Source organism: Anatilimnocola aquadivae (assembly GCF_049819085.1).
Lineage (GTDB): Bacteria > Planctomycetota > Planctomycetia > Pirellulales > Pirellulaceae > Anatilimnocola.
Window position 1 is genome coordinate 2,280,769 of sequence record NZ_CP187419.1, and the last position, 23,527, is coordinate 2,304,295.

Genomic DNA, 23,527 nt, shown 5'->3' on the forward strand with positions numbered 1-23,527 from the left:
AAGCCACATGGCTTCGACAACTGGTGCAGCAGCACCTTACCGGCTCTAGTGAAGAGATATTGTCAATAGTTGTGGATGGTGGAATTGAATTAGGCGGCGGCTTGGTCGAGGGGTAGGCCGTCTTGGAAGACGACTCCGCGGATGACATCGGGGAGGAGTTGAGCGCCGTTGAGTAGTCGCCAGCCGCGCGCGGCGCTTTCAGCGAGCTTGAACATCATGGTCAGCGAGGCGATGCGACTGCCGTTGCCTTTGGTGCGACGATGCCGCAGGCGAATGGTGGCGAACGTCGACTCGATTGGGTTCGTAGTTCGCAGGTGCCGCCAATGCTCCGCAGGAAAGTCGTAGAACGTGAGCAGCACGTCGCGGTCCTTGGCCAGGCATTCCGTGGCCTGTGGATATTTGGCTTGATAGTCGGCCACGAAGGCGTCGAACGCTTTGCCGGCCGCTTCGCGCGTGTCGGCCATCCAGATTTGATGCAGCATGTCTTTCGCTTTCGGTTGCTTGTTCTTCGGTAGCTTATCGAGAACATTGGCAGTCTTGTGTACCCAGCAGCGTTGCACTTTCGTGGCGGGAAAGATCTCGGCGAGCGCTTTCCAGAAGCCGAGGGCACCATCGCCAATCGCTAACTTGGGCGCCACGGCCAGGCCGCGGCGCTGCACATCGAGCAGCAGTTCTCGCCACGATTGAGCGCTCTCGCGATGGCCGTCCGTCATGGCGATCAGCTCTTTTTTGCCGTCTTTGGTGGCTCCCATCAGCACCAGAATGCACTGCCGATCCTCTTCCAGACGAATGTTCGTGTGAATGCCATCGGCCCAGACGTAGACGTATTCCTTCCCCGTGAGGGAACGCGCGGACCACTCGCGATACTCCTGTTCCCAAACGCTCTTCAGCCGCGTGACGGTCGTTGCCGAGAGCCCCGGACACTCCGGCCCGACGATCGCCGCGAGCGCGTCGTGGAAGTCGCCCGTGCTGATCCCCTTGAGGTACAGATACGGAATCAACTCCTCAATGCTCTTGGTCTTCCGCAGATACGGCGGCAGCAGCTTCGAGTGAAATCGTTCGCCGTCGCCAGCCTCGCGCCGATCATGCACGCGTGGCTGCTCGATGGCCACTTCGCCCACCCCCGTGACGATCTTCCGCTCCGGCAAGTGCCCATTCCGAACGACCTGACGACGGCCCCGCTCATCAGTCACGTGTGCGTGCTGGTCGATCCATTCCGCAACCTCGGCTTCAATGGCCTGCGCGAGCATCTGCTGTGCTCCTTGCCGAAGAATCTCGTGCAGCGATTCCCGAGACCCTGGCAACGCAATCGTCGATCCGTTAACTTCCTGCATGGTGGTGTGCTCCTTGGTGAAAAAGGTTCTTTTGCAAAACACTTTCTCGCCAAGCACACCGCCTCTTTCAATCACTCAACGTCCACGACTTTCGGTTATATCTCTCTAGTGAATGTTGCCCCGTCAATCTCCTTGATGGGTAATTTGCACAAAGCGTCAACGGGAGTAAGCATGATGCGGCAAGCGAAGGAATGGCGCGTCGACTCGCGTACGAATGCGTTGCGCGCGGTCGGCCCTCGATATCGCTTGCTAACCACGGCGATGGTCGGCTGTATTTACGGCGTTATGACGATGACGCTCATGGCCCAGTCGCCAGAAGATCGCGCCGACAGTCCAAAGAAAGACAGTACCTCAAAAGTCGCGTCTCCAGAAAAGGAGGATCTCACGCCTGCAACTGCGAAGGTGGACATCAAACCGGTCGCCCGTGATGAGGAGATCCGCCAGCGGCTCCAAAGCGTGCTTGATGCCACTGGTTGGTTCATTGACCCGCGTGTCGAGGTTCGAGAAGGAGTTGTCTTCCTCAACGGCCAGGCGGAGACCGATGAACTGAAGAAATGGGCTGGCGACCTGGCACGGAACACCCAGGATGTTGTTGCCGTGGCGAACCGAATGGACGTGCTCGAACCGTCGGTCTGGGATTTCAGTCCGGCGTGGAGCGGACTGCGCATCCTCTGGCGCGACTTCATCCGCTCACTCCCCTTTCTCCTGTTCGGGCTCCTCGTCCTGGCGCTCTCAGCCGGTGCTGGAGTGCTTGCAACCCGAACAGCGCAGGCGTTCTTTCGGCAACGCATCCAGGCTCGGCTGCTGTTGAACGTGATGGCGCGCGGAATCGGATCGCTGGTGTTTCTTCTCGGCGTCTACATCATTCTACGAGTCTCCGGCCTGACCCAACTGGCACTAACGGTGGTGGGTGGAACTGGTTTGGTTGGTCTCGCAGTGGGTATTGCCTTCCGGGATATCACCGAGAACTTCCTGGCAAGTATTTTTCTCAGCATGCACCGCCCCTTCGAAACCGGCGATCTCGTCGAGATCTCCGCAATCACAGGCTACGTGCAGCAGCTCAATATCCGCACGACGATATTGATGACCCTCGATGGCAACCTGGTGCAGATCCCCAACGCCACGGTCTACAAGAACAACATCCGCAACTTCACGACAAACGCGAATCGACGCGAGGACTTTGTTGTTGGCATCGGCTACGACAGTTCCATCAGCGAGGCACAGGAGATTGCCCGGCAGGTGTTGTCAGACCATCCGGCGGTGCTACGTGATCCCGAGCCAATGGTACTTGCCGACAGCATGGGAACAGCCACGATCAATTTGCGAATTTACTTCTGGCTCAATGGCCGCGAACACAGCTTGCTGAAAGTGCGTTCCTCCTTGATTCGATTGGTGAAAATGGCCTTTCAGAAGAAGGGCGTCTCGATGCCGGATGAAGCCCGAGAAATCGTCTTTCCGAATGGTGTGCCGGTTACCATGACTGGCCGCAGATCGAGCGAAGCTCCACTATTCAGTGAACCTTTGCCGCTGGAATCGGTGGAGAATGAGGTCGATGAGGTTTCGACCAAGGCTGAATGCGATTTATCGAGCGATGCGGGGGCAATCGAAGAACAGGCCCGTCAGGTACAGCCCTTGAATGATGGCGAGAACCTTCTACAAGGTAATCCGAATCCCTCCGCCCCCAAGCTTCAGCAACACGTTCAAAAGTCATGATGGAAAAAACTCGTTGGATATTGTTGCTGCGCCATTGGATGCAGGACCTTCGCGCCAGCTTCTGGTTTGTACCCGCAGCCATTGTGGTTGCGGCGGTGGTGCTCGCCACGGCGATCATCGGCGTGGACGCGAACATCAAGTTGAGCTTTGTCGAAAAGTGGCCGCTGCTATTCGGTGCGGGCGCTGCAGGTTCTCGCGGCCTGCTCACTGCAGTTGCGAGTTCCATGATCACCGTCGCTGGCGTGGTATTCTCCATTACGATCGTCGCCCTGTCCCTCACTTCGAGTCAGTACACGTCCCGCGTTCTCAGAAACTTTATGCGGGACCGCATCAACCAAATGGTGCTCGGTGTATTCGTCGGCATCTTTGCCTACTGCCTGGTGGTGCTACGAACGATACGCGGCGGTGATGAAAAAGCATTCGTACCTTCGCTCGCAGTGCTTGGCGGATTGATACTCGCATTCGTCGGGATTGCTTTCTTAATTTACTTCATCCATCACATCGCATTGTCCATTCAAGCATCGAGCATCATCGCTGCCGTTGCATCGGAAACCATCGCAGCGGTTGACCACCTTTTTCCCAAGGGCCTTGGTGAAGCTGCCCACAAAAGTTCCGGCGACAAAGAATCCGGCGACAACGAAGAACCCTCCGACGAAGAGCGCGCCTGGACCGCCGTTCCAGCGCGAGTAACGGGGTATATCGAGAGCATTGATGGGGATGCCCTGCTAACGCTGGCGCAGAAGTGGGAAACCGTCATTCGCATGGAGCGTGGCATTGGTGAGTTCGTCATCGAGGGAGTTCCGCTAATCTCAGTCGACCTCGCGACTGGGCTTGCGGAAGATGAGATCAGCGCATTAAACGCCGTGTACGTGGTTGGTCGACAGCGTACCTTGCAGCAAGATGCAGGATTTGGAATTCGGCAGATTGTCGATATCGCCTTGAAAGCCCTCTCTCCGGGAATCAACGATACAACAACGGCCGTGATGTGCGTGGACTATCTGGCGGCGATCCTCGTTAGACTTGCTTCACGCGATATTCCCTCGCTCCGGCGTAAAGAGGGCGGGAGAACTCGCCTCATCGCCCGCGGTCCGTCCTTTGAGAGCTTGTTGGCCGAAGCCTTTGATCAGATCCGGCAAAATGCGGAAGGCAATGTCGCTATTCTCCTTCGACAGGTCGAGGCACTCGAAACGATCGGCGGCGTCACTGACTCCGAGCTGCGAAGGAAATCTCTCCGCATACAGGCAGACTTGGTCTTCGAGGTAGCCGAGCGCACCATTGCGTCACACGATTGCGGTGGCATTCAGGCGGCAAAAGACCGCTTGCTCCAAATGTTGTGGGAGCGACGCTCCCGGCAACCCTAAATGCTCCCAGTCTTTGCACTTTTCGTGCAGGACTCGAACTGTTTGGTACAGGGCTTGCGACCATCCCCAGCGGAAAGTGACGAATCATCCCCAGGGGAGTTAAAACAAAGATGACCAGTCAGCAGACGCAGAAGCAGCCCGAGTCACCATTGCCGGCCCAATCGCAGGTCAAGCCAGGGCTGGACTCAGCGATGTCGCCGCAGCCCAAGTTCGAAGCTCCACTCTACAAGGGTGCCGATAAGCTGCACGGAAAGGTGGCGCTCATCACGGGTGGCGACTCCGGGATCGGCCGATCCGTGGCGGTGCTGTTTGCCCGCGAAGGGGCTGACGTTGCCATCGTTTACCTTCCACCCGAGCAGTCCGATGCAGAGGAAGCCCAACGCGCTGTCGAGAAGGAAGGGAGAAAGGCCCTGCTGTTGCCAGGCGATGTAACTGAGCGGGAATTCTGCAAGTTGGCAGTTGAACGGACAGTTCAGCAACTGGGCGGCCTCGATATCCTCGTCAATAATGCGGCCTATCAGCAGACGCAGGAGAGCTTTGCCGACATCACCGACGAGCAATGGGACAAGACGTTCCGCACCAACATTACCGGCTACTTCTTCATGGCGCAAGCCGCGCTACCGCATCTGAAGCCCGGCAGTGCAATCATCAACTGCGGTTCGATCACCGGGCTCGAGGGGAGCAAGACGCTGGTCGACTATGCCTCGACCAAGGGTGCCATTCATGCCTTCACCAAGTCGCTGGCACAGAATCTAGCCGAGAAGAAAATCCGCGTGAACTGTGTTGCTCCCGGTCCCATCTGGACGCCGCTACAGCCGGTGTCTAAGCCCCCAGAGAGCGTCGCAGAGCACGGCGCCGACACTCCGCTCAAGCGGCCAGGTCAGCCGGAGGAAGTAGCTCCAGCCTTTGTCTTCTTCGCCTCGGAAGCCGATTCGAGCTACATCAGCGGCGAAGTCCTCACGGTCCTGGGTTGGGAAACTCGCGCGAGCTAAGCGTAACTCTTGCCACCGAGCAGCCGGTTCGGCATGAGTACCAGAGGTCCGATTTCTGGCAAGTGGCCGTTGGTTCGAGCTACGCGCCAAACAGCTGCACGAACGAACGGCCACTTTCTGCGAATCGCTCTAACCTCTGCTGAGAGCTTGCGTTTGGGGCGAACTCGAATCGTGCTGCCTTTCGTAACTCCCCGCGGTTGGTCGCAAATTCGAACGACTCAGTCGTGTGCTGCTCGCCGCGATCCAGGATGGCGTGTCATTTGCAACCGCTTCATTTGCAACATGCACTAAGTCACCTGCCGCCTCACCGAAGATCTCGTTCAAGGAAGCAGAGCTATGCGGGCCACAGGTTGTAGTGTCGGAGTCAATGTCGTCGCGTTGGGTTGTTTGTTCTCACTGATCGGAGTCGCTGCCGCGCAAGACTCCGGGCAGTACTCCAGGCCGGGACCAAGCTCAGGTTTATCCAGCCAGAGATACGATGTGGTCATGTACCGTGACGGTGAGTCCGATCAAGGGACAATGACGTTCACGCGGTCGAGCAACACTCCGCCAGCGACGACTCCAGACGGCGAGGTCATTGCTCCGGAAGAAACGGGTGCCGGCAACGATACAACCGGCGTCACTGCCAACCCCACAGCCACGGGCGACAATGGCACCGTGGGTAATCCCAATGGTCAACCGGGAAATGTAACTGGCAACACCTCCGGCTCGATCGCGCCCAACACTTCGGGGACAACCACCATAGGCACCGCGACCACTGGTGGAACGACGGAGCCGGCCAGTTACTGGACGACCGCGCGTGCGAATGGGAAGGTCACCGCTCAAACCAACGACCCAGCTTCGGCCAACTACTGGACTCGTGAGCGCGCCAACGGCAAGGGCGGCGGGAGTGGTTCGAATGGCATCGGAGGTGGCGGAACCGATGAAGATCAATCCGTTACCTCCGGAACACTCATCACCAACTTTCGTGACGCCACCGGCGAGGGCACTTGGTACGCAGTGGATCTCGGCAGTCTTTCGCTTTGGTACGCGACCACTGATTCTGCCGAGGGCAGCGTTATGTACGTCGGCTATGCGACGGGCGACACGATTGGCGGCGTAGCGTCAGTAGGGGCCTCGGGAATCATGGAAGCAGCTTTCTCGGGCTCCGTCTTTGTGGGAGAAGTTGCTGCGCCGATGCCCTAAGCTTTCCGTGATAGTTGACAGCCTTCAAGTGATCCGCATAGAAACAACTGGTCCAACTCGCGCTGCGAGTTTGGCCTCACTAATTGTTCGCACATCTTGTTCGCCACATCGCTTGGATGACATAGCATGTTCTCACGCCGCACCTTTCTCCGCACCACGGGCTTGGCTCTCGGTACAAGTGTTATTGGTACGAGTGCGTTGTCCGTTGCGGCGAGCGCACCGAAGCCGCAAAAGACCGTCCTGCTGCAATGCGCTTGGGCGGTGAAGAACATCGGCGATATTGGGCACACTCCGGGCACCTTGCGATTTCTCGAACAGTACCTGCCCGACGCCAAGGTCATTCTGTGGGCCGCCAACACGAACCAGCAGGTAGACGCCATGCTGAAGAAGCGGTTCCCGCAGGTGGAGATCGTGAAGGGTTCGCTCGCGCAGAAGGATGGTCCCGTTCAAGAGGCGATCCAGCGGTCGGACTTTTTCCTGCGTGGTCCCGGCATGGGGCAATCTACCGACTTCATGAAGTACTGCAACAAGATCGGCAAGCCTTGGGGTTTGCAGGGGCAGTCCTATTTTCCCGATATGGTCACTGGCCCTGGTGCGGACGAACGCATCGCCCTGCTCAATAGCGCCGCCTTCATTTATTGTCGCGATTCCAAAACGCTCAAGACACTGCAAGATGTCGGCGTAAAGCCACCCGTCCTCGAGTTCGCTCCCGATGGCTGTTTCGGCATCGACGTCCGCGATGAGGAGAAGGCCCTGGCTCGGATGAAGAAGCACGGACTGGAAGAGAAGAAGTTCATTACGCTGCAACTTCGCACTCACTCGCCTTCGTCTCCTGGTGTCGATGACAAACGTCCACAGAAACTCAATCCGCTCCATCCCACGCCGGAAAACATCGCCGACGACAAGCGTCGGGCGAAGGTCTATCAGGACCTCATCGCGCGATGGGTCAAGGAAACAGGCTGGAAGGTAGTGATCGCGCCCGAGGTCTACAAAGAGATGGAGTACAACAAGCAGTTCGTCTACGATCCGCTTCCTGATGACCTCAAAAAGCACGTAGTCAACTTCGACGAGTTCTGGAACGTGGACGAGGCTTGCTCGTTCTACGCACGCGCTCATACGGTCATCTGCCACGAGCCGCACACCCCGATCATGGCCCTTGCCGTCGGCACGCCAATGATGCACACGTTCTCCGAGTTCCACTCGCCCAAGTGCTGGATGTTCAAGGATATTGGCCTCGAAGACTGGGCTCCCGAGTTCGACAGCACTTCTGCCGCGAAGATGTCGGAAATCCTGTTGGGAATCCATCGAAACTATCCTGCTGCGGAAGGTCGGGTGAAAAAAGCCATGGCCTACGTCGAGCAGCGCGCCGCTGCTGAAATGAAGGTGCTGCAGAGCGTACTCGATGCGTGATTGCCGCTAAGGTTCACGCCAGATCTCAATCGTCCTGGGGCCTGTAGCACAACGACGGAAGTTGAGACAATGATCACGGTTGATAGTCCAGTCGTAGGCAGGCGGGCCGACGCGTTTTTCGCATAGAGAGTTCGATGATGCAGCTTACGTCCGAAGGTCAGCGGGTCGTCAATCAGTTGTCGCAGTCGTCCGGCTTCAGTCCCGACGCCGTCACGCACATGCTCGGAGCCGTGCTCAACGGCAACGGCTCGATGGCGCAGTTCAGTCACCCGGAATTCGGCGGCGGCGGGCAATGGATGCGCGGCGGCATGTTAATGATCGGTGACATGTTCAACGGTTATCTCAAAGGCCGCGTCGATTCGCTGTGTTACGAGATCTCGAACATTCTCAGTCGCGAGCCGGGCTTGTTTCAGACGGGTAGCTTTCAGTCGCAACGGCAAAGCGGCAGTAACGAGCAGTACCAGGCTGCCGGTGGCATGCAGGGCCCATCGAGCCTGTTTGTGCCCGATCCGCGGTCCAACTGGTGGCCGGCCGAACTGGGCAGCCCCAACGCGACTGGTTCGCAGAACAATCTCAAGTACGCTTACTTTGCCGGCTCACGACGCCTGGCTGTCGATTCAGGCGGCGATGTTTGGGTCTACGACACGCAGGACCACCAGATCGGCGGCTTCTCTCAGCAGCAGGGTTCCGGCGGCTCGATCGCTTTCAGCAGTCAGTTCGGCACCGTGAATCTCTCCAGCCTGCCCGTCGTCTCGCGCAACGGTCAATCAGTGCCCCACACGCCATCCCCCGATCGCGCGACCTTCAGCCCTTCGACACCCAGTCCGTCCTCCACTTCCTCATCACCGCTGGAGGGGGACGTCTTCACAGCTATCGAACGCCTCGGCGACCTGAAAGCCAAAGGATTCATCAGCGACCAGGAGTTCGCCACCAAAAAGGCGGAACTGCTGTCCAGGCTGTAACTGCCTGTAAGCTGATTGATTGCTATGGCTGTCGTTTTTCCCTTGCTCGCAAGTTGAGCCACCCCGTTGAACAGTCGCAGCTGATCGAAAGTTTGATAACTTTTTCGCGCGTTTTTTCGCATTGGAGCAGCCCCTCTAAACTCAGTCGCGGCTGTCACTTCGGTCGACTGATAACCAGTTATTGGCCCCTTTGGTGATAACCGTTTGATAACCATTTAATCCTGCCATATTGGCAGACGATAACTTCGTGAGTACTCGCCTCGCACTGCTCACTAAGGCATTTACCGCTCCCTAAGCATCTCGCTGTTTGCCCATCGTAGTCATCTCGCTCCGTCGAGATGACAGCCCGTACGACTCGCACTGAACGCAACGCAAGCGGACCATCTTGCGGAGCAAGATGACGACGGTAAGGGACCGCTTTTGCGTACTCATCTCGCTCCGCAGAGATAACAGCCGGCCGGTTCGTTTTGAATACAACTCGAGCGGGACCATCTTGCGGAGCAAGATGGCTACGGTAATAAGGCCCTCGATCGATCCACCAATTTGTCGAAGATCAATCTGCTATTGGCGCAAAGTGGTGAATCATTGTCAATAGATTTTTTAGAAAATCAACCCGACGTGATCGCTCACCTTTCGGTCTGCTCCACGCACAATTCCCACAGCTGGTCTCGCTGGGCGGGGCTCTCGCGCGTCCAGGGCAGGTAATGGGTACAGCGCTCGTGGCGATCGAACCAGAACTTGCCACTGAGGCCGGCGCTCCGCTCACAGACGGCGAGCCAGACGATGGTATCGGCCCCTTGAGCCGGTGTGCGTAGCCTACGACCTAGCAGTTGATGAAAGCCGGGGAGCGACGACCGAATGCCGGCGGTGTCGACCCAGCCAGGATGCATCGCAGAGAATGTGATGCCGCTGCCAGCGCAGCGCTCGGCCCAGAGCTCATTCAGCACGACTTGAGCGCGCTTGGTGAGGGAATAGGCGCGCACGCCACTAAACTTTCCCTTGCTCGATTCCACATCGTCGAGCGACAGCCGTGTGGGATACATGCCGCCGGACGAAACGGTGATTACCCGCGCATCGCCCGTAGCATGGCCAGCCGCCCGCAGACGCGGCAACAACAGCTGCGTCAGCAAGAAGGGACCGAGCACGTTCGTTGCCCAGGTCATCTCAATTCCCTGTGCCGTCTCGCGCCGCGTCTCGGGCAGGATGCCCGCGTTATTCACCAAAACGTCGATGCGATCGCGCGGAAAGCGCTCAGCAAACGAGCGGACCATCGCCAGGTCAGAGACATCGAGCAGTTCCAGCTGCAGCCGTGCGTTCGGCTGTTCCTGCTGGATCTGCTCGAGAGCGGCCTGTCCTCGCTTCGCATCGCGGCATAGCAGCCAAACTTCGCCCCCGCGCCGAGCCAATTCCCGGGCCGTTTCGAAGCCGAGTCCCGAGTTGGCTCCTGTCACCAAACAGATTCGCCCCGCCAGATCGACTTCCAAGTCATCCGGGCGGAAGCTGCCGCTATGTAACCAGTACCCGGTGCGGTCAAACGAGAACACGATGGTCGGATCGAGCAACGTCGCCAACGCGCGGCTGAGCCAGGCGGGCAAAGGGTGAGTGCGACGAGCCGATTGTGGCATGGTGAAGTATTGCCGAGGTTCAATTGAGTCCGCGGCCACTCAGGTAAGTGAGCAAGTGCCGAATGTCCACGGGCTTGGCTAGATGCAGATCGATGCCAACGGCCTTTGACACTTCCAAATCTTCTGGATTGCTGTGGCCAGTGATGGCAATGATCACGATCTCATGCGAATTAGGTAGCCCGCGTAACGCCTCGGCAACCTGGTATCCGTTCATGATAGGCAAGCCCAAATCGAGCAGCACAACATCCGGCCGATGAACATTGACAACCTGCAAAGCCTGCAGACCGGTGTAGGCGACATCAACCGTGTGAGCGCACTGAATTCGGAGCAACATCGCCAAACTGTCAGCGCCGTCTTTGTTGTCTTCAACAATGAGGATTCGCAGCGGGGTATGCGATTCGGATATGTTAACCACCGAAAAACCTTTCTGTACTTTTTGCGTTCGCTCGGCAGGCGTTTCTGGTTTGCTATCCTCGGTCGGCCGGCTGGAGCGCTGCGAGCAATTGCATCAGTGCTCGAGGGTCGACCGGCTTGACTAAATGATGATCAAACCCGGCCGCTTGCGAGCGGCGCCGATCCTCATCTTGCCCCCAGCCTGTCACGGCAATGATGACGGGCTGCTGGCCCCACGGTTGCTCCCGAATGCGTCGACAGGCTTCGTAGCCATTCAGCTTGGGCAGGCCGATATCAAACAGTATTACATCGGGTCGATAGGTAGCGGCCGCATTCACGCCTTCTTCGCCGTCGTAGGCAGTGCAAGTGTCGTTCCCGATGATCTTCAGCATCAGGGCCAGGCTATTGGCACCATCTTGGTTGTCATCCACGATCAATACGCGCAGTGATGATTTCGCGGAAGGAAGCTCCGCGCCGCCGGTTGCTCGCGGCTTTGCTCCCTCAGCCAACCATGGCAGGCGAACAATAAACTCAGATCCTTGCCCCGCACCTTCGCTGGCAGCTTGAACGGTTCCTCCGTGCATTTCGACCAGCCGTTTGACGAGCGTCAGTCCGATGCCCAGTCCTCCTTGCGACCGCTCCAGCGATCGATCTACCTGGGCGAACATTTCGAAGATCCGTGGCAGTTGATCGGCGGCGATGCCGATGCCGTTGTCTTTCACGCGAATGACCACGTCGTCACCTTGCCGCTCGACACTCACCTCGATCTGCGAACCCTGCTCGCTGTACTTGGCGGCATTATTCAGCAAGTTCGAAAATACCTGGGCCAGGCGGGTCATATCGGCGTCAACCAGAATCGGTTGCGCGGGCAACGAAACCTTCAGCTGATGGCCCATTTGCTCGATCAGAGGACGGCTCGTCTCGATGGCATTATTCAGCACCACCGAGATCGGCATGATCTCTTGGCGCAGATCGACCTTGCCGCGCGTGATGCGGCTGACGTCCATGAGATCGTCCACCAGTCGAACCATCTGCGACAACTGGCGCTCCATCATGCTGCGGGCATGCTCTTGCAGTTCTGGTTCATACGAGAGACGCATCAATTGCAGCGCGTTGCGTAAGGGAGCGAGCGGATTGCGAAGTTCGTGGGCCAGCGTGGCCAAGAACTCATCTTTGCGGTGTCCGGCGTCGGACAGTGCGGCTGCCACCTCGCGCAGTTCACCTTCGGCTCGTTTCTGTTCCGAGACATCGACCGTGACGCCGTCAAAGCGAATCGGCGTGTTCTCGGCCGAGTAGAAGGTCCGACCGATGGCGCGGATCCATTTCTCGGCGCCGGTGACAGGATGCACGGTGCGGTAATAAACGTCGTAAGGTTTTTGTTCCCGAATGCTCAGCTCAATGGCAGTCCGTGTCGGTTCTCGATCGGCAGGATGCATGCGCTCGTAAAAGGTGTCGATTGTGACGTGCGCATCGGCGGGCAAGTGAAAGTGCGATTTGACATGTTCGTCCCACTGCAAGACATCGAAAGGCAGATCGCAGTACCAGAAGCCGACGCCGCTCGATTTGCGCACGAACGCGAACCGTTCTTCTGCGGACTTTAGGGCTGCCCGGGCACGCTTCTGCTCGGTGAGATCAAGCATCGAGCCCACCATGCGGACGGGCTTGCCGTTTTGCCGCACAATCTGCCCGCGATCGAAGACAGCCACATAGGTGCCATCGGCGCGACGATAGCGGTATTCGTCCTGCCAGTGTTCGGCACCGCCATCGATAGCGGCATGGATGTCGTCCGAGATTCTCTGTCGGTCGTCGGGGTGAATGTTCTCGATCCACCAGGAGGCGGTTTCGCCGATGTCTTGCGCTGCGTAGCCGAAGACCCGACGAACTCCCTCTGTCCAGATGACCTCGTTGGTTTCGAGGTCCCAGTCCCAGATTGCATCATTGGCGGCTTTACCGATGAGTCGGTAGCGAAGCTCACTGTCTTCGATCGCCTTTTCGTCGGCTCGGCGTTCTCGCACATCACGAAACACCAGTACGCAGCCGACGAGTTCGCCCGACGTCGCGCGAATCGGCGCGGCGCTATCATCGATGGGACTTTCCGTGCCGTCCTTGGCGATGAGCACGGTATGGTTCGCAAGGCCAACGACCGTTCCACTTCGCAGGGCCTTTGTAACCGGATTCTCGACTTTCGCCCGCGTCGTTTCATTGACAATTTGAAAGACCGTTTCGAGGTTTTGCCCCACAGCTTCCGTCGACGACCAGCCCGTGATGGCTTCGGCCACGGGGTTCAAAAAGACAATCACGCCGCGAACATCGGTGGCGATTACTGCATCGCCAATGCTCGCGAGGGTGACTTTCAGCCATTCCTGCTGCGCGGCCAGCGCATGCTCAGACTTCCGCCGGTTGGTGATATCCTCAATGGTCAGCAGAATCGAACTTGTATGCTTGCCTTCGTGAATCACACGCCGGGCATCGAGAAGCAGGTCTCTCTTGCCGACACTCGGCGATTCGAACGTCACTCCGAAGTCATCGAAACTGGAGCCTTGCTGCAGGACCGCTAGGAGTGATTCTCGCAGTTTGGGATTGCTCCACTCCCCATCGCTCAGCTCATAGAAGCAGCGTCCGATGGTTTGTTCAGCGGTCGTTTGAAACGTCGCGTAAAACGCTCGATTCGCTTGCCGGACGCGCAGGTCGGAATCCAGTAGGAGCAATGAATCTCGGAGGGAGTCGACAATATCAACCGCGCTAACAGAAAGGTTCGGCTCGGACTCTGGCATGAAGCTCTTTTCCCCAAATACAGGCCTAATCGGCAACTTTTGCGACCAACGCCCGAGCAGGTGGGGAGGATGCAATTCGACTTTTGCAGCTGGCCAGCCGAAGTTCCTGTGGTTCAGCTGGCAACGTAGCGGTTGAGCACCACGATCAGCCAATTTTAATGATTGGTTTCGTTCTTGTCACGGAGTACGCAGCGACGTTGCAGCGAACGACAAGCTAGTAGGTCCGACGCGTCGTCGCGCGGGCTGGCGTCATGAAGATAGCGACATTGACGGCAAGGATAATCGGGCATTCTACCATTGGATTTCCGGCCGGGTGTCAAAACGCCTAGTATAGTTACCTGTGGGAGTGCGTTTCCCAGGATCCTGCCGGTATGCCATGTCCCACGAAATCGCCAAACTGCTGCTGGAGCACTCCGGTTTTCTGGAGAGAACCAAGGCCATCCAAGAGGCGCTGAACCTGGGCATGCCGCTGCATGAAATCGAAGAGTATCTGGACTGGATCGACTCAATGAATGCCGGGAAAAAGAGCTCGAAACCAGACGGAGAGCCGGGCTCCTCGACGGGCGAAGACAAGCAGCAGTAGTGCAAGCTTCAGGGCGTCGCTGAACCTATCTGGCTGAACCTGGCTGTAGCCACTGCGGCAGTTGAATGTATCCTTGGCTCACGCTGTAACAGACTCCACCGATTGCTCCGGCCAGCACGAGCGTCGCAGCGGCGATTCCCAGGCCGATCCCCAACCGCTTCCACCGGCGTTGTCGCTCAAGCAGTGCGATGCGATCGCTGACAAACTCGACCAACTCGTCTTTCTTAACCCCGCTGGAACGACTTCCTCGGCCACCCGGCAATGGCCGCGAAACGACTGGCTCGGCTATCTTCGCTGGCTCGACGACCGTTTTTTCCTGAACGAGCGGGGCCGGCGTCGAGCAAGGCTCGCTGGTTGCCGTCGCGCAAGGCTCGCTGGTTGCCGTCGCGCAAGGATCCACCGCAGGAGCAGGCAGCTTGGGTGTCGTCGATTCGCTTGGTTCATTAAGCGGAACCGCGATGCCTTGCAAGTTCGGCGGATTGAGGCTGGCCGTCAACAGTCCGAGAATCTCGTCGCGATTATCGGCCCATTGCAGCGACGCTGAGTTCAGACGCAGCGTAATATCGGTCAGCCGATTCGCCTCGGATTGCAGCTGTGCAAACTGGCCCTGCAACCTGCGCGATAGTTCTTCCAACTGCTGAAGATCGGGAAGCGAACTCGTGGTCACGGTACTCCGGCCGATATCACTTGTGGTATCTTGTGTCGCGCCATGAGCGACAACAGTCGCCGGATCCACCAGAACCCCCGAGCTGCTGGCGGAGATCAAAACATTGGATTCCGAATTGCCAGAGGGCGAGATGGTCATCGGCGGAACGGAACCAGCGGACTCTGCCTGGCTGGGGTTCGCCTCCAACTCGCGCCAAGCTTTGCGCAGTGACTTGCCCTTGTGATCTCTTTTGCTGGCAGTCGCTCCAGCTGAATCGCTTCGCGATGTCCGGCCAAGAACGTCCCGCTGCCGAGAGAATCGCTCGAACACGATCTCGAATTCGCCGACCTCGATCTTCTCTCCCAGCGCCAGCTCAACGCAGGTGTTGGGCTCCTCTCGATGCAAGGTTCGATTGCTACTGAGCAGGTCGATACACCAGAGCCTGCGCTGGTGCCAATACAGCGCACAGTGTACGCCCGAAACTAGCTGACCTTGCAGATGCAGTCCGCACTGAGGCCACCGGCCCACCGTGCTCAAACTGCTTTGCAGCCGCTTTTTCGCCACGCAGCGGCCGCTGGAAACAATGCTCAGGACCGGGCGTGGAAAAGGAGCGCTCTCATCTTGATCGAGGCTGATCTTCGGCGGCTCGCGCGGTATCAAACCCGGCATGCTGGCTTTTACCCAAAATCCGCCGATGCCAACTTCGTCTGTCGGCTGCAGCCAAAAGCCCAAGTCCGTTCCGTGGCTTTGGACTCGGCGCAGGTCCAAGCAAAAGATTCCGTCGGTCGTCGCATGCAGATAGAGGCTGCGACCCGTCGGCGGACCTTCAGGCAAGACGACATCGCTGTCGGGATGGGAGCCAACGCGGGCAAACGGTAATGCTACGGGCGTAGAGACGACGCCCTGCGGCCCAATCACCTCGACGATGAGTCGTTCGTTGCACCACAAAGCCGAGTTTCCTGCCTGCTCTTTTGCTACCAGAAATCTGTCAAATACCGCTAGCTTTCCCCTGGCGTGGATTCGCCGTTTTTAAGCCAAAAAGATGTACTTTTGCCGCAGCGAGGATGTTAATTTCGTCTCCTGAGTACATTCCACCCCTCCAATCACTTAAGCCTGCGTTGCGAAGTCTGTTAGAGGAAGTTCGAGGTGACCGAACGTCACGGGAAGGTGGTGGAAAATGGGAGTTCAGCTGGTTTCCGAACGGTCAGGCTTCCCCGCGCCGCACTCGCCTCCTCTGGCCCTTGGCCAGCCTGTGTGCGTCGTGAAAGGCAGCTTGCTGGGGCAAACCGGTACTCTGTATTCGATCGAACAAAACTCGGTGCTCGTGCGGGTGAGTTACGCCGCAGGTGCAGTCTTCTTGCGTCTTCCTGGGGACTGTCTCGAGTGCCGCAACAGCGGCAGTTGAGCAAGTCGTTTTTATCAGTTGAGACTATTGGGAACCGAATCCAGGCAGATTCGAAAATCGGATTCACCGGAAGTATCTGGCAAAATCTCAGCGGTCCAAGTATTCACGGGAAACAAGAACTCAAAATTGCCGGTGGGATCTTCCACAACCACTCCAAGCACCGGCCCCAGGGTCGGGTCGCAATCGACAAATCGCCCCTTCCCACGAAAGACTTTCGTGGTTCCTTCGCAAGCCACATCAATCCTGATCTGGCGATTGTCGAGGTGCTTCAGATCGGTCATGAGGGCTATCCGTTTCCTCGCTAATTGCACCCAATCGAATGTGGTACCAGACATGAACACTGCAGGGCATCTCGATGAAGGTGCGACAATTAGCTAGAAACTGCCCGCGCGGAGCGGCAACGGACTGACCGCAGCCAGCGATAGCCTCAATAGCTTCCTCAATAGCTTATAGCCCTCTGCGACCTTAATCCTTACGCCCAACAAACATCGGAACGGAACGGTTTGCGCAAAAAAAGCTGAGTCAGCCGCAGCGGCAAATCTACGCCTGGCTTCCGCCGTTCACAATAACGATTCAGCGAAATCTGCCACTCGAAGTTACCATCGCTGGCCACTTGCTCCAGCGATCAGCCACCCAGCTAGTTCACGTTCTGGATCCGCTATCATGGTCGCCGTTTAGGGAAGATTCGACGCCATGTTGCGGATGAACTTCGCCGCCTGCTCAAACATCAACAACCGCTGATCGCTGATAACTTTTTGAGCCGTTTTTTTCTGATAACTCTTTTTTGCAATCTTTTATCGGCAAACAACTTGCGTCGAAAGGTGGCGAAAAACCACTGAAAAAGTGATAACCATTTGATAACCACTTTTGCGCCTCCTGTTTTCACCAGCTAGCCCAGCCGAGCGCACAAGCGGACTTCAGCCAAGGGAAAATCGGGCCCCCTTGGAGTCCATGGTTCAACCAGGTTTTGAAAGAACGACCGCCCACCAAACCTTCTCCGCCGGCTGCGCACCGCGCGCGCAAGAGACCGCATCCGCCGGATCTGATCCTGGCGTCGGAGCGGCCAGCACGATTTGGCAATCGACCGGCAAACGGTTACAGCTCGCAGCGAAAGCGCGAACCCAACTGGAATCTGAGCTACGCCTGATTCTTTGTCAAATAGATCTGCCAAAGTCAAACGGTTCACCGCCACTCCGCGTGCTGCAGAATGCAGCACGCGAGCCGTTATCTTGGGCGCGATCCTGACCGGCAAATCGTTAGAACGCCGATTCGCCCGGCAGCTTATCGCTGAGCGTATCCTTGGGGACACCGACCGAAGCGGTCAGCTTGGCGAAGAACAGATCGTCCCCACCGGCGCCCATCAACACGTCAACGGCCGCATCGTGCGTCACATTCGGGCCGTTGAGATAGTTCGTGCCGTTCAAGCCGCCGGCAGTTCCCGTAAGATGGCTGACGCGCGTCGCGTAGCTAGCGCCGGAAGACCATTCGGCCAAAATCGCCGCGAGAGCTGCTGCGTTGTTATCGTGAACCGTCTGCCCCGCGACAAGCAAGTCGCCTTCGAAGCCACCGGTCAGTCGATCAAGACCAACGCCACCGATCATCACCGTGCGGCCACCACCGCTGCGGAGTGTATCGTTCCCCAGTCCGCCGAGAAGCAATGTTGCTCCCTGGCCGCCCGTGAGGGTGTCGTTGCCGCCGGCTCCATCGATCTTCAATTGCCCCGAGAAGGCTGCGCCGCTGATCGTATTGGCCGCTGCGCCACCGGTGATTTCTACGGCTTCAAAGCCAGAGATGCCGATGGTGCCACGCCCCAGTCGCGTCAGCGACGTGTTGGTCAATGTCGTGAACATCGAGTTATCGGTGACCACCAGTTTGTCGGTACCTGCATTGGCCGCCAGTGTAGCGGTACCGGCCCATTCATTTACGGTGAAGGTGTTGGCTCCAACGCCGGCGGTGAGCTTGGCATTTTCGATGGCGCTGAGGGTGATGTTCGGCAGCGCGGTTCGCTGCAGCGACGTCGGCGTCAACGTGTAGTCAACATCGTTGGCTGCTTCGATCGTATCAGTCCCCAAGCCGCCGATGACGGTTGCCAGGTTCGTCCAGGCGGTGACGTTAAACGTGTTCGCGCCGTGCAAGCCAGTGATGGTCGCCTTCTCGATGCTGGTAAGTGCAACCGTCGAGTTCGTGACCCCAGCTGTGCGCGTGAGGAACGAATTCGCCAGCGTGAAGTTGCCGTCGCCCGTGTACGAGATCGTATCGGTTCCACCCTGACCATCGAGCAGGACATTGGCGACCACGTTGTTGAACACAAAGTTCTCAGCGGCGCCAGTTCCCGTCACTTCGATCTGTTCGATCTGGGCATAGGTCGCCGAGGAAGTACCGACGCGGACAACAGTTCCCGAAACGATGGCCGCACCCGTGGGCGCAACGTACTTATCGAAGCCTGCACCGCCCACAATCTTGTCGTTGCCAGGACCACCGATGAAGGTGTCGTCGCCAACATTGCCAACGATTGAATCGTTACCTTCCCCACCCACGATGATATCGGGCCCCGAGCCACCCGAGATCGCGTCATTGCCGCTATCGCCATAGATGGTCGAGGGTTTGTCGATCGGAGCTTCGATCACAATCGAATCGTTACCGGCAAAGGCATTGATCAAGATGCTGTCGAACGAAGCGAGCGGGAAGACGCCGATGGAAACCTTCGGGGCAATGTAGACCGTGACTTCGGTCGCCGAAGTCTTGCGGACGACGATGGCGTCGCTCTTCGCCGTGCCGTTGATTACCAGAATCGACTGGCCCGGCAAGTCGGGATTCGGCACGACGCCGCCGTTGCCCAGCGGCACCAGCAGCACGACATCGTTGCCAGTGCCGCCCGTGTACGAAATCTGCTTCAGGTAGCCATTCACGTTCACCAGGCCACCAGCTGGGCTGCCGGCGAAGATGCCGCTGACGGGATCGGCCAGATCGTTGTCGATCAGCGTGAAGATGTCGTTCGGTGTGGCGGTGTAGGAACCACTAATCAGCAGCGACGCGCCGCCGAGCGCGACGGTGCCATTCACTTGCAGCTGATCGTAAGTACCAGGAGCATTGCCGTTGACCTCATAAGCCAGCGCGTCATTGGCATCGAGGACCAGATTGCCGTTGATGGCGACCTGGGCAATTCCTACGCCCAGTTGCAGTGTGGCGCTCTTGGCCGTCGCGTCGACATTGCCTGCGTAAGCACCCGTTTCGATGATGATCGTCCCGGCGGGGCTCACGACATCGACACCCTCCTGAATTCGTCCGGCAGTTCCCGTTTGAGCACCCTTCAGGTGAACCGTGATTGACGAGAAATCTCCTTGGAAGCCAGGCGTGGCCGGAGCCGTATCGGTCCCGCTGTTCAGGTTCGGCGAGAAGTCAATTCCCGCGGCATTCGAACCGGAGAGGAAGTACGGATAGGGCGAAGCGGGCTGTGAGGCTGGTCCCGGGTAATTGAACACCGGTGGCAGCGCGGCATTGACGCTCAGGTTGGCCAACGTCGGTGTCTCAGTTCCCCACCAGTTGCCCGAAGCGTTGATGGTCACCGAGCCATTGTTTTCCAATTGGCTGGCGAAGTTACCACTGATGTTGTTGCCCGAGATGACCGTGTCTGCCGACCAACCGGTGATCGACGGGAGCAGCAGAACGCCGAAGGTCCTGTTGTTCGTGATGGCGTTCTCGGTGATCGTGTGCGTGCCGTGCGTTGCATCGGCAAACAGAATACCGGTGCGATTGTCATCGATCACGTTGCCGGTGATCGTTACCGAGCTACCGCCATTCACATAGATGGCAGTCCGGTTGCCAGTGATGACATTGTTCCGAACTTCAATGCCCGCCAGGCTCGAGAGCCCCACGCCGATGTTGTTCTCGTTCACACCAAGCAAGCGAGTGATCGTAAAGCCATCGAGTACGACATCGGCAGCGCTGAGCTGAACCGTGTTCACACCGGCCCCGACCAATTGGCCGACAATGCTGGTCATCGCGGCGCCTGCACCGAGCAACTGCACGCCCGTTTTGTTGACAGCGACGTTCTCGTTGTACGTGCCCGCTTCCACGCGAACGGTATCGCCGGGCGAAGCTGCATTCACGGCCCGTTGAATGGTTTCGTCGCTTGCGCCGGTTCCCGGAGTAGTCACGAACCGCGTGTCAGCCACCCAGGTGATGACGCCCGACGTGGAGCTATCCAGTGCGTGGAACATCTTATCTTCAATGCGGAAGTTGTCGGCGAGGGTCGCCGAGTTCAAACCTTCGAAGGTTGTACCCGCGGCAGTGAGATCGATGCTCAACGCCGAGCGATTGTCGACGAAGTAGGTATCGCCAGCGAATTGATTGCCGCTGCCGAACGTCACGCCCGTTGCCCCACTGTCGATTCGCACGTCCGTGGTGTTGTCGGCCCCTGCACTGTTGAAGTTGTTGCCAGCGATGGTGGCCGAGTTACTGGCGGCAAGGCTTACGCCCGTGGCGAAGCCCGTCACTTCGTTGCCAGTAACTGCCACCGTGCCAGCAAGCGTGCTGGCGGCAATGGCGATGCCCGTGCTCGCTCCCGCAAGATCAAGACTGCCGCCGTCGAGGTCGTTATTCGCGATCGCGAGCGAGACGAGCGAGCTTGCATTGCCCGAGAGCTTGATGCCGTCGAGTTGAGTGGGAGCCGACGATGCTTCAAAGCCAGTGCTGTACTGCGCCAGCGGCACGCCCGGGTTCGACGAGTCGGAGATGATGAACTCCAGATCGTCGTAGTAGAAACCCTTGATGGCAGTATTGTTGTCCTGAGTAGTCGAGAACTTTAATCGCGAGCCGACTTCATGATTGAACGCATTGTCTTGACGCCAAATGTGCATCCACGGATTCAAACTGCCGACGGTCGTCCCATCGACGATATACGTGGTGAGGTCGAGAGCCGGATTGTCGTTGTAAACCGTCGTATATTCGACCGTATGCCAAGTGGCGGCCGGGAATGTTCCGAGCGTCACGCTGTCAAATGCATTGGTCGTCGGGTTATAGGTGCTCGCAAACAGCCTCACTCCAGCGGGAGTGTTTTCCAGGCCAATTTGAGCGCCCGTGCGGTCAGTGCCGGCGGGCGTACCTTCGTAGATGGTGTCCACCGTTCCATCTCCGGCAGTGACAGCCTTGAAGGCAAATCGGACGGTCGCGGTATCGCCATCAGCAAAGCTGGGCGCACCAACCGTGGCACCCAAATTTGGTGAAAACGGAGTTCCCTGTCCTGGGCTGCCATAACCGCGAGAGTAACGCCAGGACTGCGTGCCGCTGTAGCTCTGCAGGTCGGTGACCTTCTCGTCGCCGAAGGTACCGTCGCCGTTGTCGATGCCCGTATCGTTGTTGGTGAAGTTCGGCTGAGCACCGCCGCTCCAGCCTTGTTGACCATCGAGCGGATTGAGCGTGTAACCGGCCGAGTTACCTGGGGCAGCCAGATTGCCGGAGAGGACGATTGAGTTCTGCTCGACCGTCACGACTCCGCTGACGCCAGCCAGATCAACCACGGCTGCCGCGCTACCAACGAGTGTGCCATTTAGAGCACCGGCATCGACGGTGAACAAGTTGTTCTCGATGGTCGGATTCGCAGCAGATGCGCGAACCAGACCGTTCACAAATTGAAAGCCATCGACGGCAACATCGGCGGCCGTGATTTGCAGCGCCAGCCCACCTGTAGGGCTCTCGATTACCGTTTCGGTCGCGGCCCGACCACGAGCATCAACACCGGCCTGCGCACCGAGCAACGTCAATTCCTTGGCAACAATGAGGTCTTCCGAGTAAGTGTCTGCTGCGACGCGCACCGTCATGCCCGCTGCAGCGCGATCGATGCCCGTTTGAATCCGACCGTCGACCTTCGCAAGTCCGCTGGTGGCGGCCGTTTGAGGTATGAGCATTTCGGTCGTCGTCGGCAATTGCAGGCCGGCGACGCTGGCGTTCGCATCGGCACCGCTCGAAAGGAACGAGCTGGCAAGCACGGACCCCGCTCCAGTCGCCAAGAGGTTTGCATTTGCCGTGGCAGCAACATTGGAACCCAGATAGTTGCCAGAGACTTCGAGCCCTGGAGTGGCGCTGACCACGTATTGGCCAGCAGTCGCTGCTTGCACGCTGTTCAGATTGATGAAGGTCGTCGCCGCATTCACCGTGCTGGAGGCGAAAATGCCTGGGCCGGCCGCGACGTTAATCAGGTTTCCCGTGATCGTGACATTCGAGATCACTTGATTCTGGCCAGTTACACCGAGTGCGATGCCCGCGGTCGCGTTCACAGCGTCGGTATTAACAATCGTGTTATCGGTGATCGTGACATCGTTGAATGCCTCCAACGCTGCCGAGCGCGTGCGCAGGGCAATCACACCGGCCGGAAATGGCGCATATGCCGATGTCCGGTTGATCGTGTTACTGCTAATCTCGACGCCGCCATCTTCATCGACTACCACCGCGCTGTTCATGTTGTTGCCGGCGAACGTATTGCCGCTGATGACAATCGGCGAAGTTCGCGCAATCGGCCCGGGGTTCAAATAAACTCCGTAGGCCGACAAGGTAAAGGACGGCGCTGGGGCCGAGATGTCGAACTCGTTGTTGAGCACTTGCAAACCAGAAACGTCGGTGTTGAAGCCCGACTGCACACCAGGCGTTCGGCCAGAAGGCGCTGGAACGGAATTCAAACCAACGATCAGCCTGTTGTTGCTGATGGTGGTGTTGGTTGCCTTGGTGACGATGCCAGCGCCCGTGCGAGTACCGGAAATGGCGTCGCCGCGAAAGTAAAAGCTGAAGCCATCGACGGTAACGTCTGCATCCGAGATATCAACGTCGTAGGGATTATTGATATCCACCGCGACCTGGTTGTAGTAATTGACCGGAGTCGCATCAGGATCGCGGGTGCCGAAGTTCAGGTCCCAGCCACCCAGCAATTGCAAGTTCGTGAGGTTCGCCGAGTTGGCGATGCCGATGCCTACATCGACGCCAGGTGTGTTGTAAGTGCCACCAGCGACGTTGATGACGTCGGGGCCGTCGTTAGCACTCGACGCCGCCACGATGGCAGCTTGAATGGAGCGAAAGGGATCGTTCGTGCCCCCGGTGAAGCCATCGTCGCCATCGACGACCGAGACGTGAAAGGTGGCGAGCATCGCGCGAC

General features: G+C 58.1%; 14 protein-coding genes. 7 read left to right on the top strand and 7 right to left on the bottom strand.

Features of this window, described 5'->3' with window-relative positions; all coding sequences use genetic code 11:
* Positions 1–89 precede the first annotated feature (89 nt).
* The gene (locus tag NA78x_RS09215) at positions 90–1,334 is read right to left on the bottom strand and encodes an IS256 family transposase (RefSeq protein WP_425613880.1); all 1,245 of its coding nucleotides are present in this window, start codon (positions 1,332–1,334) and stop codon (positions 90–92) included.
* On the opposite strand from NA78x_RS09215, the gene NA78x_RS09220 reads away from it, so the two are divergent.
* The 6 genes from NA78x_RS09220 to NA78x_RS09245 all read left to right on the top strand — a co-directional run bounded on the left by NA78x_RS09220 (position 1,254) and on the right by NA78x_RS09245 (position 8,957).
* Complete coding sequence (locus NA78x_RS09220; RefSeq protein WP_425619441.1) at positions 1,254–3,047, top strand: mechanosensitive ion channel domain-containing protein; 1,794 nt, start codon at positions 1,254–1,256, stop codon at positions 3,045–3,047. The two genes, NA78x_RS09215 and NA78x_RS09220, sit on opposite strands and share 81 nt — an antisense overlap.
* The gene (locus NA78x_RS09225; protein WP_425618146.1) at positions 3,044–4,408 is read left to right on the top strand and encodes a DUF2254 domain-containing protein; all 1,365 of its coding nucleotides are present in this window, start codon (positions 3,044–3,046) and stop codon (positions 4,406–4,408) included. Before NA78x_RS09220 ends, NA78x_RS09225 begins: the two co-directional genes overlap by 4 nt.
* Before the next feature lie 110 nt (positions 4,409–4,518).
* Positions 4,519–5,400, top strand: a complete 882-nt coding sequence (locus NA78x_RS09230; protein WP_425618147.1) for an SDR family oxidoreductase — start codon at positions 4,519–4,521, stop codon at positions 5,398–5,400.
* 486 nt (positions 5,401–5,886) lie between these two features.
* Positions 5,887–6,585 carry a hypothetical protein gene (locus NA78x_RS09235; RefSeq protein WP_425618148.1) on the top strand — a complete coding sequence of 233 codons (699 nt, stop codon included), beginning with the start codon at positions 5,887–5,889 and terminating at the stop codon, positions 6,583–6,585.
* 126 nt (positions 6,586–6,711) lie between these two features.
* Complete coding sequence (locus NA78x_RS09240) at positions 6,712–7,995, top strand: polysaccharide pyruvyl transferase family protein (protein ID WP_425618149.1); 1,284 nt, start codon at positions 6,712–6,714, stop codon at positions 7,993–7,995.
* 134 nt (positions 7,996–8,129) lie between these two features.
* On the top strand, positions 8,130–8,957 hold the full coding sequence (locus NA78x_RS09245) for an SHOCT domain-containing protein (RefSeq protein ID WP_425618150.1): 828 nt from the start codon (positions 8,130–8,132) through the stop codon (positions 8,955–8,957).
* A gap of 626 nt (positions 8,958–9,583) precedes the next feature.
* Here the strand turns inward: NA78x_RS09245 and NA78x_RS09250 are convergent.
* From NA78x_RS09250 to NA78x_RS09260, 3 genes are read right to left on the bottom strand one after another with little or no spacing between them, the layout of a single operon-like run.
* On the bottom strand, positions 9,584–10,582 hold the full coding sequence (locus NA78x_RS09250; protein ID WP_425618151.1) for an SDR family NAD(P)-dependent oxidoreductase: 999 nt from the start codon (positions 10,580–10,582) through the stop codon (positions 9,584–9,586).
* A 19-nt stretch (positions 10,583–10,601) separates the two neighbouring features.
* Entirely contained in the window at positions 10,602–10,997 is a 396-nt protein-coding gene (locus NA78x_RS09255) for a response regulator (RefSeq protein WP_425618152.1), read from the bottom strand.
* A 52-nt stretch (positions 10,998–11,049) separates the two neighbouring features.
* Positions 11,050–13,749: a PAS domain S-box protein gene (locus tag NA78x_RS09260; protein WP_425618153.1), complete on the bottom strand. Its 2,700-nt coding sequence runs from the start codon at positions 13,747–13,749 to the stop codon at positions 11,050–11,052.
* A 376-nt stretch (positions 13,750–14,125) separates the two neighbouring features.
* Here NA78x_RS09260 and NA78x_RS09265 point away from each other — a divergent pair, with 376 nt between their 5' ends.
* Positions 14,126–14,332 (top strand): hypothetical protein, encoded by a 207-nt coding sequence (locus NA78x_RS09265; RefSeq protein WP_425618154.1) that lies wholly within the window; start codon positions 14,126–14,128, stop codon positions 14,330–14,332.
* A 25-nt stretch (positions 14,333–14,357) separates the two neighbouring features.
* Here NA78x_RS09265 and NA78x_RS09270 read toward each other — a convergent pair whose 3' ends face one another.
* The 3 genes from NA78x_RS09270 to NA78x_RS09280 all read right to left on the bottom strand — a co-directional run bounded on the left by NA78x_RS09270 (position 14,358) and on the right by NA78x_RS09280 (position 23,519).
* Positions 14,358–15,926, bottom strand: coding sequence for an FHA domain-containing protein (locus NA78x_RS09270; RefSeq protein WP_425618155.1), 1,569 nt, complete (start codon positions 15,924–15,926; stop codon positions 14,358–14,360).
* Positions 15,927–16,397: 471 nt separating this feature from the next.
* Entirely contained in the window at positions 16,398–16,664 is a 267-nt protein-coding gene (locus NA78x_RS09275; protein WP_425618156.1) for a hypothetical protein, read from the bottom strand.
* 975 nt (positions 16,665–17,639) lie between these two features.
* Positions 17,640–23,519, bottom strand: a complete 5,880-nt coding sequence (locus NA78x_RS09280; RefSeq protein WP_425618157.1) for a right-handed parallel beta-helix repeat-containing protein — start codon at positions 23,517–23,519, stop codon at positions 17,640–17,642.
* Positions 23,520–23,527: the final 8 nt, after the last annotated feature.

Coding starts and splice junctions, on each gene's coding strand:
- NA78x_RS09215 (WP_425613880.1), bottom strand. CDS start 1,334: ATGCAGGAAGTTAACGGATCGACGATTGCGTTGCCAGGGTCTCGGGAA.
- NA78x_RS09225 (WP_425618146.1), top strand. CDS start 3,044: ATGATGGAAAAAACTCGTTGGATATTGTTGCTGCGCCATTGGATGCAG.
- NA78x_RS09230 (WP_425618147.1), top strand. CDS start 4,519: ATGACCAGTCAGCAGACGCAGAAGCAGCCCGAGTCACCATTGCCGGCC.
- NA78x_RS09235 (WP_425618148.1), top strand. CDS start 5,887: ATGTACCGTGACGGTGAGTCCGATCAAGGGACAATGACGTTCACGCGG.
- NA78x_RS09240 (WP_425618149.1), top strand. CDS start 6,712: ATGTTCTCACGCCGCACCTTTCTCCGCACCACGGGCTTGGCTCTCGGT.
- NA78x_RS09245 (WP_425618150.1), top strand. CDS start 8,130: ATGATGCAGCTTACGTCCGAAGGTCAGCGGGTCGTCAATCAGTTGTCG.
- NA78x_RS09250 (WP_425618151.1), bottom strand. CDS start 10,582: ATGCCACAATCGGCTCGTCGCACTCACCCTTTGCCCGCCTGGCTCAGC.
- NA78x_RS09260 (WP_425618153.1), bottom strand. CDS start 13,749: ATGCCAGAGTCCGAGCCGAACCTTTCTGTTAGCGCGGTTGATATTGTC.
- NA78x_RS09265 (WP_425618154.1), top strand. CDS start 14,126: ATGTCCCACGAAATCGCCAAACTGCTGCTGGAGCACTCCGGTTTTCTG.
- NA78x_RS09275 (WP_425618156.1), bottom strand. CDS start 16,664: ATGACCGATCTGAAGCACCTCGACAATCGCCAGATCAGGATTGATGTG.
- NA78x_RS09280 (WP_425618157.1), bottom strand. CDS start 23,519: ATGCTCGCCACCTTTCACGTCTCGGTCGTCGATGGCGACGATGGCTTC.